Annotated in this window: 13 protein-coding genes; 10 read left to right on the top strand and 3 right to left on the bottom strand. The window is 44.8% G+C overall.

The window, feature by feature from the left end; all coding sequences use genetic code 11:
- Nucleotides 1-81: 81 nt before the first annotated feature.
- The 7 genes from DW205_RS17395 (at nt 82) to DW205_RS17365 (ending at nt 9,359) form a co-directional block, all read left to right on the top strand.
- Nucleotides 82-573, top strand: a complete 492-nt coding sequence (locus tag DW205_RS17395; RefSeq protein WP_005863391.1) for an energy transducer TonB — start codon at nt 82-84, stop codon at nt 571-573.
- 115 nt (nt 574-688) lie between these two features.
- Nucleotides 689-1,051 carry a BlaI/MecI/CopY family transcriptional regulator gene (locus tag DW205_RS17390; RefSeq protein WP_005859967.1) on the top strand — a complete coding sequence of 121 codons (363 nt, stop codon included), beginning with the start codon at nt 689-691 and terminating at the stop codon, nt 1,049-1,051.
- Nucleotides 1,052-1,068: 17 nt separating this feature from the next.
- Nucleotides 1,069-2,892: a TonB family protein gene (locus tag DW205_RS17385; RefSeq protein ID WP_005863389.1), complete on the top strand. Its 1,824-nt coding sequence runs from the start codon at nt 1,069-1,071 to the stop codon at nt 2,890-2,892.
- Between the two features lie 56 nt (nt 2,893-2,948).
- Complete coding sequence (locus DW205_RS17380; protein WP_005863387.1) at nt 2,949-4,811, top strand: tetratricopeptide repeat protein; 1,863 nt, start codon at nt 2,949-2,951, stop codon at nt 4,809-4,811.
- A gap of 31 nt (nt 4,812-4,842) precedes the next feature.
- Nucleotides 4,843-6,000, top strand: a complete 1,158-nt coding sequence (locus DW205_RS17375) for a 6-bladed beta-propeller (protein ID WP_005863385.1) — start codon at nt 4,843-4,845, stop codon at nt 5,998-6,000.
- A 445-nt stretch (nt 6,001-6,445) separates the two neighbouring features.
- Nucleotides 6,446-8,650, top strand: coding sequence for a patatin-like phospholipase family protein (locus DW205_RS17370; RefSeq protein ID WP_005863384.1), 2,205 nt, complete (start codon nt 6,446-6,448; stop codon nt 8,648-8,650).
- 37 nt (nt 8,651-8,687) lie between these two features.
- Nucleotides 8,688-9,359 carry a DUF2461 domain-containing protein gene (locus DW205_RS17365; protein ID WP_005863382.1) on the top strand — a complete coding sequence of 224 codons (672 nt, stop codon included), beginning with the start codon at nt 8,688-8,690 and terminating at the stop codon, nt 9,357-9,359.
- An 11-nt stretch (nt 9,360-9,370) separates the two neighbouring features.
- Here DW205_RS17365 and DW205_RS17360 read toward each other — a convergent pair whose 3' ends face one another.
- Both DW205_RS17360 and DW205_RS17355 read right to left on the bottom strand, forming a co-directional pair.
- On the bottom strand, nt 9,371-10,519 hold the full coding sequence (locus DW205_RS17360) for a BPL-N domain-containing protein (protein WP_005863380.1): 1,149 nt from the start codon (nt 10,517-10,519) through the stop codon (nt 9,371-9,373).
- A 21-nt stretch (nt 10,520-10,540) separates the two neighbouring features.
- A complete protein-coding gene (locus tag DW205_RS17355; RefSeq protein WP_005863378.1) occupies nt 10,541-11,740 on the bottom strand; it encodes an LruC domain-containing protein in 1,200 nt (399 codons plus the stop codon).
- A gap of 332 nt (nt 11,741-12,072) precedes the next feature.
- Here DW205_RS17355 and DW205_RS17350 point away from each other — a divergent pair, with 332 nt between their 5' ends.
- On the top strand, nt 12,073-12,483 hold the full coding sequence (locus tag DW205_RS17350; RefSeq protein WP_005863376.1) for a DUF3836 domain-containing protein: 411 nt from the start codon (nt 12,073-12,075) through the stop codon (nt 12,481-12,483).
- A 77-nt stretch (nt 12,484-12,560) separates the two neighbouring features.
- Here DW205_RS17350 and DW205_RS17345 read toward each other — a convergent pair whose 3' ends face one another.
- Nucleotides 12,561-13,922, bottom strand: a complete 1,362-nt coding sequence (locus tag DW205_RS17345) for a TrpB-like pyridoxal phosphate-dependent enzyme (protein WP_005859947.1) — start codon at nt 13,920-13,922, stop codon at nt 12,561-12,563.
- 159 nt (nt 13,923-14,081) lie between these two features.
- On the opposite strand from DW205_RS17345, the gene DW205_RS17340 reads away from it, so the two are divergent.
- Nucleotides 14,082-15,311: a DcaP family trimeric outer membrane transporter gene (locus tag DW205_RS17340; RefSeq protein WP_005859945.1), complete on the top strand. Its 1,230-nt coding sequence runs from the start codon at nt 14,082-14,084 to the stop codon at nt 15,309-15,311.
- 22 nt (nt 15,312-15,333) lie between these two features.
- A complete protein-coding gene (locus DW205_RS17335) occupies nt 15,334-16,554 on the top strand; it encodes a DcaP family trimeric outer membrane transporter (protein WP_034530824.1) in 1,221 nt (406 codons plus the stop codon).
- Nucleotides 16,555-16,611: the final 57 nt, after the last annotated feature.

The raw sequence follows: 16,611 nt of genomic DNA, 5'->3' as shown, positions 1-16,611 counted from the left end.
AACCAACGTAATATCCGGATATGCTTAGAGGTTGGTAAGTATGTGTAATAACGGTATAAATAACATTAAAACGGATTGAAAATGAAAAAGGCGATTATGAACACAATGATCATCCTGTTCGCTTTGGCGATGTGCGTAGGATGCGGACAGTCTTCGGAACAAAAAGAAGAAAGTGTTCCGACAGATGTAACAAAGGCAGAAAAACAAGAGCAAGTACAGGTGGAAGCGGAGGACGAAGATACGCTGGAAAATGGAGAGCAGGTATTTAGGGTAGTAGAGGTGATGCCGAAGTTTCCCGGCGGTGATGCGGAGCTTTTGAAATTTATAGCCAAGAATGTAAAGTATCCACAAGAGAGCCAAGACAAAGGAGAGCAAGGGCGTGTGATTTGTTCGTTTGTGGTAACGAAGGATGGAACGCTTACGAATTACAAGGTCCTTAGAGGAATCTCCCCGGCATTAGACCAAGAGGCGGTTCGAGTTTTGCAAATGATGCCTCGTTGGACACCGGGCACGCAAAGAGGCGAGCCGGTAGCCGTGAAATATACGGTGCCGATCACGTTTAAGTTGCAATAATTCACGATTGCAGGTCTTGTGATTCTTATTTAATGTTAATTAACGTGCCTTCCGCATGCCGTTTACGACTATTTCGTAGCTTTGTGGATATACATTAAATAAAAGGATAAGATTTATGGAGAAGCTAACGATGCAGGAAGAAGAGGCGATGCGCTGGATTTGGCGGATCGGTCCTTGTTTTGTGAAAGATGTGCTGGCCAAATACGAGGACCCGAAACCTCCTTATACGACGCTCGCTTCCGTGATCAAGAATCTGGAGCGAAAGAAGTACGTGAAGGCGAAACGTTATGGAAATACGTATGAATACCGTCCTTTGATAGAGGAAACGGAATATAAACGTACGTTCCTTGGGGGCGTGGTAACGAATTATTTCGCTAACTCGTATAAAGAAATGGTTTCTTTCTTTGCGAAAGATCAGAAAATCTCTACGGATGATTTAAAGGATATCATCGATTTGATTGAGAAAGGAAAAGAATAACCTAAATCCCACATACCATGACACCGGAATTTGCCTACTTATTGAAGGTAAATGTAGCCTTTGTACTCTTTTACGCCTTCTACCGGTTGTTCTTCTATAAGGACACGTTCTTCAAGCTACGTCGTGCGATCTTGCTGGCGTTCTTTGGCTTGGCTCTGTTTTATCCTTTGCTGAACATCCAAGATTGGGTAAGGCAACAAGAGCCTATAGCGGACGTGATTTATATGTATTCCGCTATGTTGCCTGAGGCGACGGCGAAAGCGGATGCCGCGGCGTCCGTGGATTGGTATGGATGGTTGTTGGGATCTTTGGGGTTTATTTATTGGGGGATCGTAGCGTTCTTATGCGGACGTTTTCTCGTGCAATTAAGCAGTATCTTATGGTTGGCTCATACCAGTGAGCGTGTTGTTATTCATGAAACTCCGGTTTATGCGTTGCGGAAGGCCGCCGGGCCATTCTCCTTTTTCCGTATGGTCTTCTTGCATCCGGAGAGTCATTCGGATAAGGAAACGGATGAGATATTGACACATGAATGTACGCACGTATCCCAATGGCACTCGATTGACGTGATCTTGAGCGAGATGATGTGTATGGCTTGCTGGTTTAATCCTTTTGTATGGTTATTGAAGCGTGAGGTTAGGCATAATCTGGAGTATCTGGCGGATAACACGGTGATCCAGTCTGGTTACGATAGTAAGAGCTATCAATACCATTTATTGGGATTGGCTCATCATCAGTCCGTTACTACTTTGTATAATAGTTTCAATGTGCTGCATCTGAAGAACCGGATTATGATGATGAACAAGAAGCGGAGCCCGGGTATCGTACGTACGAAATATCTGATATTTATTCCATTGGTAGGGATCTTGATGCTGTTAAGTAATATCGAGGCGGTAGCCCGTTTGACTGTCCGTCTGGCGAATGAGGCTACGGTCTCGAACGCTGTGGTGACGGCTACGGGCATTCTGGTTGATGAGACTGGGCAGCCTTTGATCGGGGCATCAGTTGTGGTGAAGGGCGGTAAAGAGGGGACTATCACGGATAGGAAAGGGGCTTTCTCTTTGGAGGTCCCTGCGAATGCGATTTTGCGATGCAGCTATCAAGGAAGGGAGTCCCAAGAGGTCTTGGCTGCTGATATGACAAATAATACCCATTTGTCCTTATCTTCCAAATCCCGTGAGATGAACGAGCAAGTATTTACCGTGGTAGAGAAGATGCCTAGTTTTCCGGGTGGGGATGCGGAGTTGTTGAAATACATAGCCACGAATATAAAGTATCCGAAAGAGAGCCAGGATAACGGGGAGCAAGGGCGTGTAATCTGCTCGTTTATCGTCGGGCGTGATGGTTCTGTCAATAATCCGGAGGTGCTTCGGGGAGTGACTCCTTTATTGAATGAGGAGGCCGTAAGGGTAATAAACACTATGCCTCGCTGGAATCCGGGAATGCAACGTGGAAAGGCGGTCGCCGTGAAATATACGGTCCCGATTACGTTCCGTTTGAAAAGTCCGGTAGAAGAAATGAAGGAAGAGACTTTGACGGTAGTGGACGTGATGCCGCAATATCCCGGAGGGGATCGTGAATTATTAAAGTTTATCGCTCAAAGCATAAAGTATCCGACGGATGCGCAGGAAGCGGGAGTGCAAGGTCGTGTGATCTGTTCGTTTGTGGTAGATAAGAAAGGAAATATCGTGGAACCTAAAATCATACGGGGGATAGATCCCTCCTTGGATGCGGAAGCTTTGCGAGTCATCGGAATGATGCCCCGGTGGACTCCCGGTCGTCAGGACGGAAAGGCGGTCCGCGTCTTATATACGGTGCCTATTACTTTCCGGTTACAGTGAAATAAGAATAGAGGCTATGTTGGTCGCTTAATCAGTAATCTTAAAAATATACAGATATGAATGCGAAATGTAATTTAGTTACAGTTCTGTTACTTTGTTGCCTTATTTTTCCCGGAAATGCTCAAGAGTTTAATTGGCAAGACTTGGTGAACCGTAAGCAATATGCGGCTGTGATCGCTCATGCTGATAGCCTTACACTAGCTGATTCTTCGAATTATGAGATTATGAACGCTATCGGGCAGGCTTATGAGGGTATGCTTCGGTATCAGAAGGCTTATGACTATTACCGTCTTTGCTTTTCTATGGATATGACGAACTTGGATATCTTAAACATCTTGGCTCGGACGGCGACGAACTTAGGCCGTGCGGAGGATGCCGAGCGATATTTTCATCAGGTATTATCCGCCGATAGCTCGAACTTCTACGCTAATTATCAGTTGGCACGTCTGTATTTCCAATTGGGGGAGTATGAGAAAGCAGTTGATGCCTATGAGAAATTGCAAGCTCAGAATGAGGATAATACTGTCTTATACCGTGCGATTGGCGATTGCTATACTCGAATGGAACAATATCCTTCTGCTACGACCGCTTATTTTCAGGCGTATAACTTGAATCGTGAGAATGCGGGGTTGGCGGTTGCGTTAGTGAATTCATTGTATCGGATGGGGGCTAGTAGCCCGGATTATATATCGGAAGGAATAGCGATTTGCGATACCGCCTTGTTTTATAATCCCGGGAATCGTCAATTATTGCGTAGTAAAGGATTGGGGCTATATATCGTGAAACAATTTGTTCAGGCGGATTCTGTCTATTCCAGTTTGTTGGCTGATGGTGATTCCACCTACCTTACCTTGAAATATGGGGGAGCCTCGAAGTATTATGCCGGTCTGTATATGCCCTCGGTAGATATTTTGGATATGGCATATGAGCAGGATACGACCTCGGTCGAGGTATGCCTCTTATTGGGTTCCGCCTTGGGTAAGACGTATGACCGGAAGCGGGCTTACGACTTATTTGACCGGGCGGAAAAGGGATTGGAACCCAATCGTTTCTTGGTAAATCAATTATTGGCCTTCCGTGCGGAGACTTACCAAAAGGATGGGAGATACAAGGAAGCGTCCCGTCTCTACTATGAGGCATGGAAGAAGAATCCGGAACGACTGGATTTCCTGGCGGCGATCTCGCATATGTATAGTGAGATTGACGTGTCTAAATTCCAGAGCGAGGAGGATCGCCAGCGAGGGCTTTTTATCTTGGTACTTTATATGAATGAGAGTTTAAAGAAAAAAGCGGACGAGAGGACGATGGTGTTTAGCCGGGCGCTTCTGCAATCCTTCTATGAGGATATGTTCTTCCGTAATGTGGCGGAGGAGACTATGATAGACCCGGATGGAAAAAAGAGCAAGATTTCTATCGTGGATTTGCGTAACTTGATCAATCAATTGCCGGAGGAATCGGAGATGGTCATGGAGATTCGTGCCATGAGCGCCAGAAGCTCGGGTAAGATAGAGGAGGCGGCCCGTCTGCTTTATCGGGCGTGGAAGGTGAAGGGTACTCGTGTAGAATTGCTTCGTGAGATCGCGAACCTATATAGCCATCCGGATATCTCCGGATTCAAGAATGCGGAGGAGCTACAGAGAGGTGTATTCGCTCAAGTGACTTACGCAAAGGAACTGTTGAAAAACGAGTCGGATCTGAGTAACCTGACTTTTACCCGGCCTTTCTTGGAGTCATTAAATTCGGATATGTCCAAACGGGGTATCACGGAGCAAACCATGCTGGCTCCAGATAACCGGAAAAGCCAGCTTTCTATAGATGAACTCCAATCTCTGATCCAACAACTGCCGGAGACATTCGATGAGGTAAAAGAGATGATACGGATGATGAACAAAGAGAAAGCGCTAAAGAGCAAGAAATGACATCGAACGAAAGACTTTAAACATCATGAAAATGAGAAAATTAACTACGAACGCAGTGGCTATGCTACTCGCTTTAGTCGGATGTATGGGATGTGGCAATCGGTCCGCTTCCTCTGTCGATAACCTTATAAGGGTTGATGTCATGGCCGATTATCCGGAAAAGGAACTGATACTTCAAGACCTCATGGACGTGGAATACATCGCGTTGGAAACCACGGATGATTTTATAACTAAAGGTGCCGTGAAAGCGATCGGAAAGGATATCATGCTGGTGACGAATCGGGGCAGTGATGGGGATATTCTTGTTTTCGATAGAAACGGAAAGGGACTAAGGAAGATAAACCGTTTAGGGCAAAGCGGTGAGGAATACACGCAACTTACAGGGCTTGTCTTGGATGAGGATAACGATGAGATATTCGTCAAGGATAATCCGGCGAGAAAAATAGGTGTCTATGACTTATTGGGAAACTATAAAAGGAGTTTTAAGTTCACGGATACCAGTTATTATAATTATATATTTAATTATGATCGTGATCATTTGATTTGCTATAAGAGTTATCCATCGGAAAAAGGCAAGCGGGAGTGTCATTTGATTATTTCCAAGCAAGATGGCCGTATCATTCATGAGATCCAAATTCCCTCTAAGGGGACTGAGACTCCGGTTGTAACAGAAGGGGAGTTTATCATTACGCCGGAATTTTATCTTACGTTCCCGGATCGGGATAAATGGATACTTGTCAATACATCGTCTGATACCATATTCCATTACTTGCCGGATGGTAATCTGAGTCCTTTTATCGTAAGAAGCCCTTCCATATCCTCCATGGATACTAAAGTATTTCTTTTTCCAACCGTCATCACCGATCGCTACTGTTTCATGAGAACCATGAGAAAAGAGGTTGACTTTACGACGTTTAAAGGTTTCCTTGGTGAAGATCTGGTGTATGATAAACAAGAAAATGCCTTATTCAGCTATATTCTATACAATGATGATTTCATCAATAAGGAAGAAGTCTCTCTAACATCAGAGCCAAGAAACCCCGAAATAGCTATCTGCCAAACTCTAGATGCCCCGGACTTAGTTGAGGCTTACGAGAAAGGCCAGCTAAAAGGAAAGTTGAAGGAGATCGCCGCAAACTTGGATGAAGAGTCGAATCCTGTGGCCATGCTGCTGAAAAAGAAAAAGTAATATATTGCTCCGGCTGCTACCTTGCTGGAAAAAAGTAAGTTGATGGCTATATTATTTTTTGATAAACACGTACATACCTGATTCATAATACGTAAATCGATTTTAGAGAGAAATGCCTATTAATTCTAGGGAGACTGTATCAAATACTATCTATTGCCCACTTATGTTCCGGAAATAAAATGTTCCTCTCCTGTTGAAATAGTTCTCCGATAACCTATACATTCCATAGCGAATAAGTATTTATTCTTAAATCAGCGCCGTGAACTGTATAAACCACGCCGTGGAATGTGCAGACCACGCCTTGGTTTATACAGTTCACGGCATGGTTTATAGAATAGATGAGATAGCGATAAACTTTATATATAGGTAAACATACGTTTTATTCTAGATGAATCCGTTTGCGTTTTCGAGTAAACCAGCTACATTTGCCGGAAAGAATATCTAGATGAGGAAGTTCCTTTTATTGTGGTTGGTTGGGTTGATGTTGGTGCCTTCTGTGATGGCTGAGCGGAAAAAGGTTGGCTTGGTGCTGGGAGGCGGTGGGGCGAAAGGTGTCGCTCATATCGGGGTGTTGAAGGTATTGGAGGAGGCCGGTATCCCGATTGATTATATTGCCGGAACCAGTATGGGAGCTATCGTTGGTGGCTTGTATTCCGTTGGCTATACTGCCGCTGAGATCGATAGCATGGTACGTTGGCAGGATTGGAGCATGTTGCTAAGTGACCGTGTGAAACGTAGTAACCTTACTTTTCCGGAGAAAGAGAATTCCGAGCGATATGTCTTTTCCCTTCCTTTTGGCCGGAGTAAAAAAGAGATAACGATCCAAGGGATGATAAAAGGTCAAAATCTCCAGAACCTTTTCTCTGATTTAACGATCGGTTATCATGATTCCGTGGACTTCAATCAATTGAATATACCTTTCGCTTGTGTGGCGTTGAATGTGGTGGACGGGCAAGAATATGTTTTCCATCATGGAAGTCTTCCGTTGGCTATGCGTGCCAGTATGGCGATTCCTGCCGTGTTTGCGCCGGTACGTTTGGATAGCATGGTGTTGGTAGATGGTGGGATCAAGAATAACTATCCGGCGGATGTCGCACGGGATATGGGGGCGGATATCATTATTGGCGTAGATCTGGGTACTAGCGACTTGAAACAGTTGGAGCGGATAAATACCCCTTGGGATATCGTAGGGCAGATCATCGCCTTGCATGGTTATGAGAAATACGGACCGAATAAGGAACAAACCGATCTGTTGTTCCGCCCGAATACAGACCCTTATAATTCCGCTAGTTTTGGGGAGACGGCCCTGGATACCTTGATTGACCGGGGTGAGCAAGTCGCCCGCAAGCAATGGGATGAGATTCTTGCCTTAAAGAAGAAGATTGGTTTATCCGATAGTTCGGATATGCACCGAAAGAGATTAGTACATTCCTATCCGGTAGCCCCTACCGATACGTTTCATATCCGGCGTGTCTTGTTTGAAGGTATAGATCCTCGTGATGAGAAATGGTTGACGCAAATCAGCGGCTTGAAAGAGAATAGCTTGCTTACCGTGAAGAAATTGCAGGAAGCCATGTCTATCGTGATCGGTACAAATCTTTACTCGAATGTGAGCTATAAATTGGTCGGTGAGAGGCAGGAGGATTTGGTGCTTACGGTACAGGAAAAATCAAATAGTGCGATTAATGTGGGCTTGAATTTTAATAGTGAGGATATCGTCGCCCTGTTGCTGAATGCTACTTTTGACAATCGGGCTCGTTACCATTCGAAGTTCTCCGTAACGGGAAGGATCGGGAAACGTATGTATGGGCGAGTGGACTATGCGATAGAGCGTAATTCCTTGCGTAACATCAATCTGTCTTACATGTTCACGTACCATGATCTCGACGTCTATAACCGGGGGGATAAAATCGTAAATACGACGTATCGCCACCATTTCGTGGAACTTGGATATTCGGACATGAACTGGCTGAATTTCAAGTTGAAGCTAGGAGCCCGTTATGAGTATTTTGATTATAACTCATTCCTTTATACGGCGGAAAACCAAAAGTATCAAGTAAAACCGGAAGGCTTTATCAGTTACTTCGCTCAGGCCCATCTGGAAACCTTGGACCGCCGTTACTTCCCGAGTAAAGGCGTTTCTCTGCAAGCGGATTATTCCATTTATACGGATAACTTCGTGACTTATAAGGGACATACCTTCTTCTCCGCTTTGAAACTCAGTTTCCTTTCAGTATTGCCGCTGACTTCCCATTTGAGTCTGTTGCCGTCTATCGATGGTCGCGTGTTGATCGGGAAAGATCCGGCTTATCCCTTTTTGAATGTGGTGGGAGGCGATATGCCGGAAAGGTACCTTCCCCAGCAGTTACCGTTCGCGGGGATCAATCGGATGGAGATATTCGATAATTCCGTGGCGATCGTCCGTTTGAACTTACGTCAGCGTATCGGGCAGCGGCACTATATCTCATTGATAGCCAACTATGCGATCCATGAGGATAATTTCTTCGACCTGCTCAAGGGAGAAAGTGTATGGGGAGGCAGCATCGGTTATGCCTATAATAGTATGTTCGGTCCGATGAATACGAACTTCGGATTGTCGAACCGGAATAATAACCTGCAATTTTATCTGAATCTGGGTTACAGTTTCTAATATTTCTTACATTTGTAAGGATTAAAAATAGAAAGTTATGAATGAACAGATCATAGAGTTCTTGACAGAGTTGAGGAGCCATAACAATCGGGAATGGTTCCAAGACAATAAAAATCGTTACGATGCGCTACGTAAGGGGTTTATCGATGAGGTACAAGATTTAATAGGTCGTATCTCCTTATTCGATCCCGAGGTAGCCGGGTTGGAGGCGAAAGATTGTTTGTTCCGGATATACCGGGATATCCGTTTCTCTCCGGATAAGACTCCTTATAAATGTCATTTCGCCGCTTACATCTCCCAAGGTGGTCGTGCCAGCGAACGGAGTGGTTATTATATCCATCTGGAGCCGGGAGGTTGCTTGCTTTCCGGAGGTGTATGGTGCCCGCCACCTGCGCTATTAAAGAAACTTCGTCAGGATATATACGATCATATCGAGGAATTTACGGCTATTATCGAGGAACCTACATTTAAGAAAACATTCCCGGTGTTAGAGGGGGAGATGCTGAAACGCATGCCTGCCGGCTATCCAATGGATTCCCCTTATGGTTATATCATGAAGCATAAGGATTTCAGCGTGGTGTCTTATAAGCCGGATAATTTCTTTTACGCTACGGATTGGATGGATAAGGCGGTGGATGACTTTAAATTGTTATTACCATTCAATCGTTTCTTAAACTATACGGTAGATGAATATCTAGGGAGAGTTTAAATCTCCCTAGCCTAAGGAAGTAGGGCTGTTAGTTTCTCCAGCTGCGTCTTTAACTCTTCTTGGGTCGCCTTATCGGTTTCTGTCCGGTAAGCCGCCTGTAAGTTGGGTAAGAAAGGTAAGTAATGGGTATCCGCTATATATCGGGCTGCCCGGATACGGACGGCGGGTGAAGCGTCATAAAGCAATCCTTGTACCCATCGTTTGGCGTCCCATGAATGATGTGCTTCCAGCCAATCCAAGGCGGCAACCTTTTGCTCGCTTTCTCCGCTTAAAAGGATTTGAAAGGCTTTTTCTTCCTGCTTTAAATCATCGGTAGCCATTAATGATTCATGATTGAACAGGTCTGGACGTACGGCGGAGGATTGATAAGGGATAAAAGGCTTATTCAAGGTCCAACGTACCATCCGGGGGATCATCCACATCATGCCGGGAGTACCTTCGGGGTGGGCGATGGAACTAAAAACACGCCCTTTCCCGTAGTTATTGGCTACGAAGAATGGCTTACCGTTTGTCATATTAGCCGGGGCGTTTCCTTCCTCATGCACATCGCTTTCCATGATGGCAAGCGTGTTGCTTTGGATCGTATCAGCCGGATTGTTTATAAATACCGGTCCCTCATAGTAAATGACGAAACTCGTATCGCGGTCGGCTAATTCGGGGAATATCTTCTTACCCTCCTCGCATAAGGTGAATTTCGCTAATCCATGCCCTCGGTTGTCATGCTCGATGTCGATCGCTTGCTGTCCATTTAGCTGTATACAGGTGTAATCAGGAGTATTCGAGAATAGATAGGCTCCGGCACAGATCCCGACAGCCCCTTTACCTTTAGCGATGAAGTCCTTGATACGTTGTTGATTTAAGGTCCCTAGGTTTAAGTACTGACTTTTGCCACTTCCTCCCGGGATAATAATAGCGTCGATCGAATCGAGCACATTATTAGCTATATCTGCTGTAGTAATGGTACATACCTCCATTTCCGGGTCTAGCCGGATAGCGGCGACAGTTTCCCAAATACAGGTCTGTGCTCCTCCATGCCCATCGAATACACCCACCTTTATCGGCTGAGTACTAATCTCTTTTTTCGTGCTCTTGTTTTCCGGCACTGAGCACTGAACGCATAAAGCCAGATAGGCAAGAAATAAGATGGCGGTCGTTTTCATTTTACGGAGGATTTTAGGTTGTTATTGTTCTCGGGTATAAATCCACTTATCAACCGTATTCTTACTTTTATACCATTGTACATGTTTGCTATCTCCACTTACCCATTTCAATAGATCCGGATAGGCATCACCAATAAAAGCATGTTCCACAGGGTATTTGAAATCATCCGGTATCATTAAGGCCCATATGCAATTATCATTTGAGTAATAACGGTATCTGACCCCTTTGGGGGTATAGCTATAATTACGTTGGTGGATTTCCGTGCGTAAGACCTCTCCTTCCCGCTTTAATACGGTCGTGAAAAGATCGATGTCATCAATGGTCAAATCTTTTAAGGCACCGGCTGCGAACGAAAAGGTGATCAAACGTTCTTGCTTTCCCCTATATGGAAGGTCATTATCTGTATTAATCATTTCATGAAAAGAGAATAATCCATGTATATCATCCGATAGGGCATAAACCGGAGTCTCGGTTTCCGATTCTGGAGTCGTGGTCCAGCCATTTAACTCGGCTTTTTGGATGTCTTTGGACTTTATGCCGGGGAGATGGATGAAAGCTCCGGCCCGCTTAGTTCCACCTAATGCACGGAAAGTCAGTTTTATATTGGCGAATTGTACATAATCGTCTTTCATGGAAGTTTTCATCTGGACTTTTATCACGGCATCATTAAAATCATAATCTCCATAATTAGGGAAAGAGTCTTCTATTATAAATGTATAGGTGGAAGACACGCTTCGGGTCGGGGTACGGCTAACCGGAGTAGCGGTTGTTTCCTGCGATACGGCTAACGAATCGAAAGCACAGACATTATCATTACCCGGTGTTAAGGTGACAGGAGCGGTAACTTGATATCCGGTAGGGGTCGTCAATTGTATGTAAACTTGATCCGACTCTCCCTTTGGATAGATAATTTTCTTATCGAAAAGCGTTTTCTTTGAGCAAACCCCGGTAGCGAGAAGATTCGCATCTTGATCTTCCGGACTTTTATCAAATACTTCTACCAGATAATTATAGGTGCCATCATAGGGGTCGAAAGATTGTACGGTAAGGTGGGATATTTGTATCATCGACCAATCGAAATTAGAGGAAATTGTTACCTTTGAGAATGGATTAGTACCTTCTCCCGGAATTTTATCGGAAGGATCATATACATCCTTTGTACATCCTGAGAATAGGATAAAAAGAAAGGATGTGATAAATAGTTTCATTATTTGTCGCATGTCAAGAAATCAATTTGCATTCTGCCTTTGCAAAGGTAAGAATATATTTATTAATCAATAGATTTTTAATTTATTAAAAAAGCGGTGTCTAAAGTTTTCTTTTGAAAGTTACATCCGGCTGGTGGTAAATAATAGATATTTAAAAATCGGGGGAACTTACGATTTGGTTTACAATATGTCAGTAAACATGGGGGAATCGAAGGGAATGAAGGTCTTGAATGTGTTAAATATTGTGATATTGCTAACGATTTGTCACTTTGCTTTTGGTGATTGTCGGGAAACTTCCTTACTTCGCGGTACAAAATGATAGTAACCTTATAAATTAAAATAGTATGAAGACATCAGTTTGGGGTAAAAGTATTCTTGCGCTAGTTTTTACTTTCATGTGTAGTTTAGCGATAAGCGCAGCGTCTCCTAAAGATTATCTATATGATACAAAAGAGGAGAATGGTAAGATTATCTCTAAAGTGGTATTCTTACAGGAAAACGGACTGTTGAACAAACAGGTAAGATATGAGTTCCAGTACAACGAGAACGGCAAGGTTTCCGAGAAGAAAGCGTTTCGTTGGGATCGGACAAACGACGAATGGGTTCCATTCTATCAGATCACTTATCAATATGATGATCGAAGTGGAGAGATAAAGACAAATTACGGTATGTGGGATAAGAAGAAGAAAAACTTTAGCTTAAATGTCCAGAACATGATTATCCCGAGTACTAATTACGAAGAAATTTTCTCATAATACATACTTTAAATTAAGACTTTCATAGACAAATAAGGGAAAGGGGCGATTTGGTATCGCCCCTTTTCTTGTTTTTATCAGATGATTTTCTCCAAATCTTTCAAATTGTTAGCTACTTCCTCATCCGTTACCTCATAGTTTGTTAGATCACCGGATAGATATTGGTCGTAAGCGGCCATATCGATCAAGCCGTGGCCCGATAAGTTGAACAAGATCGTACGAGGTTTACCTTCGATCTTGGCTTGCTCTGCCTCATGGATAGCCGCGGCGATAGCGTGGGATGATTCCGGGGCCGGTATGATTCCTTCCGCTTGCGCGAATAAAGTAGCGGCCTTGAAGGTATCCAATTGCTTGATATCCACGGCGCTCATCAATTCGTCTTTCATCAACTGGCTGACGATGGAGCCGGCGCCATGATAACGCAAACCTCCCGCATGGATATTCGCTGGAGAGAAATTATGTCCCAACGTAAACATCGGGATTAGCGGGGTATAGCCAGCCTCATCTCCGAAGTCATATTGGAATTGCCCTCTTGTAAGTTTCGGGCAAGATGCCGGTTCCGCTGCTATAACCCGGATATCCTTACCTTCCGTTAGTTTATGGCGCAGGAATGGGAATGTGATACCGGAGAAGTTGGAACCACCCCCGAAACAACCGATAACGACATCAGGGTACTCGCCAGCCATTTCCATTTGTTTCTCAGCTTCCAGTCCGATAACGGTCTGATGCAGCATAACGTGGTTTAATACGCTACCTAATGTATATTTACAGTTCGGTGTCTGCATGGCCAACTCTACCGCCTCGGAGATAGCGGTACCTAGGCTACCTTGATAATTAGGATGGTCTGTCAAGATCTTGCGTCCGGCTTTCGTACTCATACTTGGGGAGGCAACAACTTGTGCTCCGAAAGTCTGCATGATCGAACGACGGTAGGGCTTCTGGTGGTAACTAACCTTTACCATATAAACGGCAAGTTCCAAGCCGAAAGCTTTTGCCGCGTAAGAAAGAGCGGCACCCCATTGTCCGGCGCCTGTCTCGGTCGTGATATTTGTCGTACCCTCTTGTTTACAATAATAAGCCTGAGCCAAGGCCGAATTCAACTTATGTGAACCGATCGGGCTTACACTCTCGTTCTTGAAATAGATATGGGCGGGCGTATCCAGCGCTTTTTCCAATCCAGTGGCACGAACCAACGGAGTCGGTCGCCATACCTTATAAAGCTCGCGTACTTCATCGGGGATCTCGATCCATGTGTCTGTCGTGTTCATTTCTTGATGAGAGACGCCTTTCGAGAATAGAGGATATAAATCTTCCTCCTTTAAGGGCTGTTTAGTTTGTGGATTTAAGATCGGCAGCGGTTTGTTCTTCATATCCGCTACGATATTATACCATGCCGTAGGTATATCTTTTTCTTCTAGCAAAAACTTTTTAGTACTCATTTTCTTTATCTGGTGTTTACAATATTAATCTAATTTGACCTTTAAGGCTTACAACTTGGAAGCAAAGGAACAAATAATATTTCGTTTCTTCAAATTGAATCCATAAAAATATATACATTCGCGGCTTATAAGGTAAGAAAAATAACAAACTGAATTATAATGAGACGGATTACCCTGTTGCTCGTGGGGATGCTAGCCTTATTTTCTACGACAGCGCAAAGAAAAAACTTCACTTACAAATTCTACGGCTTCGTCCGTGGAGATCTTTTCTACAATTCCCGGGCTAATATGGCTCCGATCGATGGGAACTTTTATCTCTATCCTTTGGATAAGAGTTTTGATGCGGATGGCAAGGATTTGAACGCCACGCCGAATGGCAGTTTCTATACGTTCACTTCCCGCTTGGGCTTGGACGTGACGGGTCCCGATATCGGCAAGGCTCGTTCCTCCGCTAAGATAGAGACGGACTTTGGCGGTTTTTCCGGTAGTAATACGATGTTACGTATCCGGCAGGCATACGTAAACTTGGATTGGGGAAAATCGGCGGTATTAGTAGGGATCACGTGGCATCCCTTGTTTGGCGCCGTGATGCCGGATGTCTTGAATCTTTCCACCGGAGCGCCGTTCCAGCCTTTCAACCGTAGCCCTCAGATCCGTTACCAGTATAAGGCGAATAGCCGGGTACAATTGACGGCTTCCGTGTTGTGGCAATTACAATACCTTTCCAGCGGACCGAAAGGCATGAGCGAGGATTATATTAAGAATAGCTGCATTCCGGAGATGTTCGTGGGGGCGGATTTTACCCCTGCGGATGGTTGGTTGATGGGGCTCGGCGCTCATATGATCTCCTTGAAACCCCGTACTTCCACGGAATGGAAGGAGCAAACTTTTAAGGTGAACGAGCGAATGACCGCATTCTCTTACGAGGCACATTTGAAGTATAGCGGAAGAAACTATACCTTTGCGGCGAAAACCTTGATGGCCTCAGCCTTGGATCATACCGCTTTATTGGGCGGTTACGGGGTGAGCTCGGTGGACTCCCGTACGGGCGAGCAGGGATATACGCCTTTTCGCCATTCTACGACATGGGTGAATTTCGCCTACGGAACGAAATGGAGACCGGGAGTTTTCGTCGGATATACGAAGAATTTGGGAACCGGGAAGTCCTTGGTCTCAGCGGATAAGGTGTATGGTATGGGATTGGATATCGATCAATTAATAACCGTCAGCTTAAACGTATCGTATAATTTACCGCATTGGAAGTTCGGTTTCGAGTATTGTCCGGCGACAGCTTATTATGGCACGACCGACTTAGAGAGCGGACGTATCGAGCAAACACATGCGATAACGAATCATCGTATATTAGGTTTGATGATGTATTATTTTTAAAGATAGATTGACCGGAATGGAAATGAAACGCAACTTGCTTCTTTTGATCGGCCTATGTATGGCGGTATGCGTACAGGCGCAAAAGAAAAACTTCTCTTACAAATTTTACGGACAGGTACGTGGAGACTTGTTCTATAATTCCCGTGCGAACGCCGAGATCGTGGATGGTTTGTTCCACCTATATCCGAAGGACGTGGCGTTGGATGCGGATGGCAAGGACTTGAACGCTAGTCCGAACGGTAGTTTTTACCTGCTTTACTCCCGTTTGGGAATCGATGTACAAGGACCGAAGGTTGGTTCGGCCAAGACTTCCTTGAAACTGGAGGCCGATTTCCGGGGTTCGGGTAGCAATTGGGCGGTGCTTCGTATCCGTCATGCCTATGTGAATCTGGATTGGGGCAAGTCCGCTGTCTTGATCGGACAGACGTGGCATCCGCTATTTGGCGAGGTCTTTCCACAGATGTTGAATCTTTCTACCGGCGCCCCGTTCCAGCCCTTTAACCGCAGCCCGCAAATTCGTTATCGTTATACGGACAATGGATGGCAATTGACCGGGTCGGTTCTATGGCAGTTGCAATATCTATCGGCCGGCCCGAATGGAAAGAGTGAGGAATATATCAAGAATAGTTGCGTACCGGAAGTCTATCTCGGGGTGGATTATAAGAAACCCGGTTGGCAGGTAGGAGCCGGTATGGAAATCTTGTCGTTAGTGCCGAGAACGCAGAACGAGGTGGATGGCAAGATTTATAAAGTCAGCGAGCGGGTTACTTCCGTATCCGGCGAGGCGCACGTGAAATATCAGGATGCGAATTGGTTGGTGATGGCGAAAACATTGCTGGCTTCTAACTTGACGCAGACTTGTATGTTGGGTGGTTACGGCGTCACCTCTATCGACCCACGTACCGGCGAACAGGAATATTCACCGTATCTTTTCTCTACTTCTTGGTTGAATATCGTGTACGGAAAGAAATGGAAACCGGGTTTGTTCTTAGGCTATTTGAAGAACTTGGGAGCGAACGAGGCACTGGTAGGCAAAACCTATGGCGTAGGTCTGGACGTAGATCAGGTATTTACGACCAACCTGCAGCTTTCGTATAATCTTCCGCACTGGAAATTAGGTGTTGAATATAGCCCTTCCATCGCATGGTATGGCAATGTGGATTTGCAAGATGGCGGACGGATTCATGACACACATTCGATAACCAACCATCGGGTATTGGGCGTATTGATTTATACGTTTTGAGAAGGCATGAAGGAATTACGCTAAGCATAAAAAAGCGGGATAAGAGTATTCTCTTGA

The sequence above is a fragment of the Parabacteroides sp. AM17-47 genome (genome assembly GCF_003434625.1).
In the GTDB taxonomy this organism is placed as follows: domain Bacteria; phylum Bacteroidota; class Bacteroidia; order Bacteroidales; family Tannerellaceae; genus Parabacteroides; species Parabacteroides distasonis.
The sequence above is the reverse complement of the archived record's forward strand: the minus strand, read 5'-3'. Positions and strand labels throughout refer to the sequence as shown.

Coding starts and splice junctions, on each gene's coding strand:
- DW205_RS17395 (WP_005863391.1), top strand. CDS start 82: ATGAAAAAGGCGATTATGAACACAATGATCATCCTGTTCGCTTTGGCG.
- DW205_RS17390 (WP_005859967.1), top strand. CDS start 689: ATGGAGAAGCTAACGATGCAGGAAGAAGAGGCGATGCGCTGGATTTGG.
- DW205_RS17385 (WP_005863389.1), top strand. CDS start 1,069: ATGACACCGGAATTTGCCTACTTATTGAAGGTAAATGTAGCCTTTGTA.
- DW205_RS17380 (WP_005863387.1), top strand. CDS start 2,949: ATGAATGCGAAATGTAATTTAGTTACAGTTCTGTTACTTTGTTGCCTT.
- DW205_RS17375 (WP_005863385.1), top strand. CDS start 4,843: ATGAGAAAATTAACTACGAACGCAGTGGCTATGCTACTCGCTTTAGTC.
- DW205_RS17370 (WP_005863384.1), top strand. CDS start 6,446: ATGAGGAAGTTCCTTTTATTGTGGTTGGTTGGGTTGATGTTGGTGCCT.
- DW205_RS17365 (WP_005863382.1), top strand. CDS start 8,688: ATGAATGAACAGATCATAGAGTTCTTGACAGAGTTGAGGAGCCATAAC.
- DW205_RS17360 (WP_005863380.1), bottom strand. CDS start 10,519: ATGAAAACGACCGCCATCTTATTTCTTGCCTATCTGGCTTTATGCGTT.
- DW205_RS17355 (WP_005863378.1), bottom strand. CDS start 11,740: ATGCGACAAATAATGAAACTATTTATCACATCCTTTCTTTTTATCCTA.
- DW205_RS17350 (WP_005863376.1), top strand. CDS start 12,073: ATGAAGACATCAGTTTGGGGTAAAAGTATTCTTGCGCTAGTTTTTACT.
- DW205_RS17345 (WP_005859947.1), bottom strand. CDS start 13,922: ATGAGTACTAAAAAGTTTTTGCTAGAAGAAAAAGATATACCTACGGCA.
- DW205_RS17340 (WP_005859945.1), top strand. CDS start 14,082: ATGAGACGGATTACCCTGTTGCTCGTGGGGATGCTAGCCTTATTTTCT.
- DW205_RS17335 (WP_034530824.1), top strand. CDS start 15,334: ATGAAACGCAACTTGCTTCTTTTGATCGGCCTATGTATGGCGGTATGC.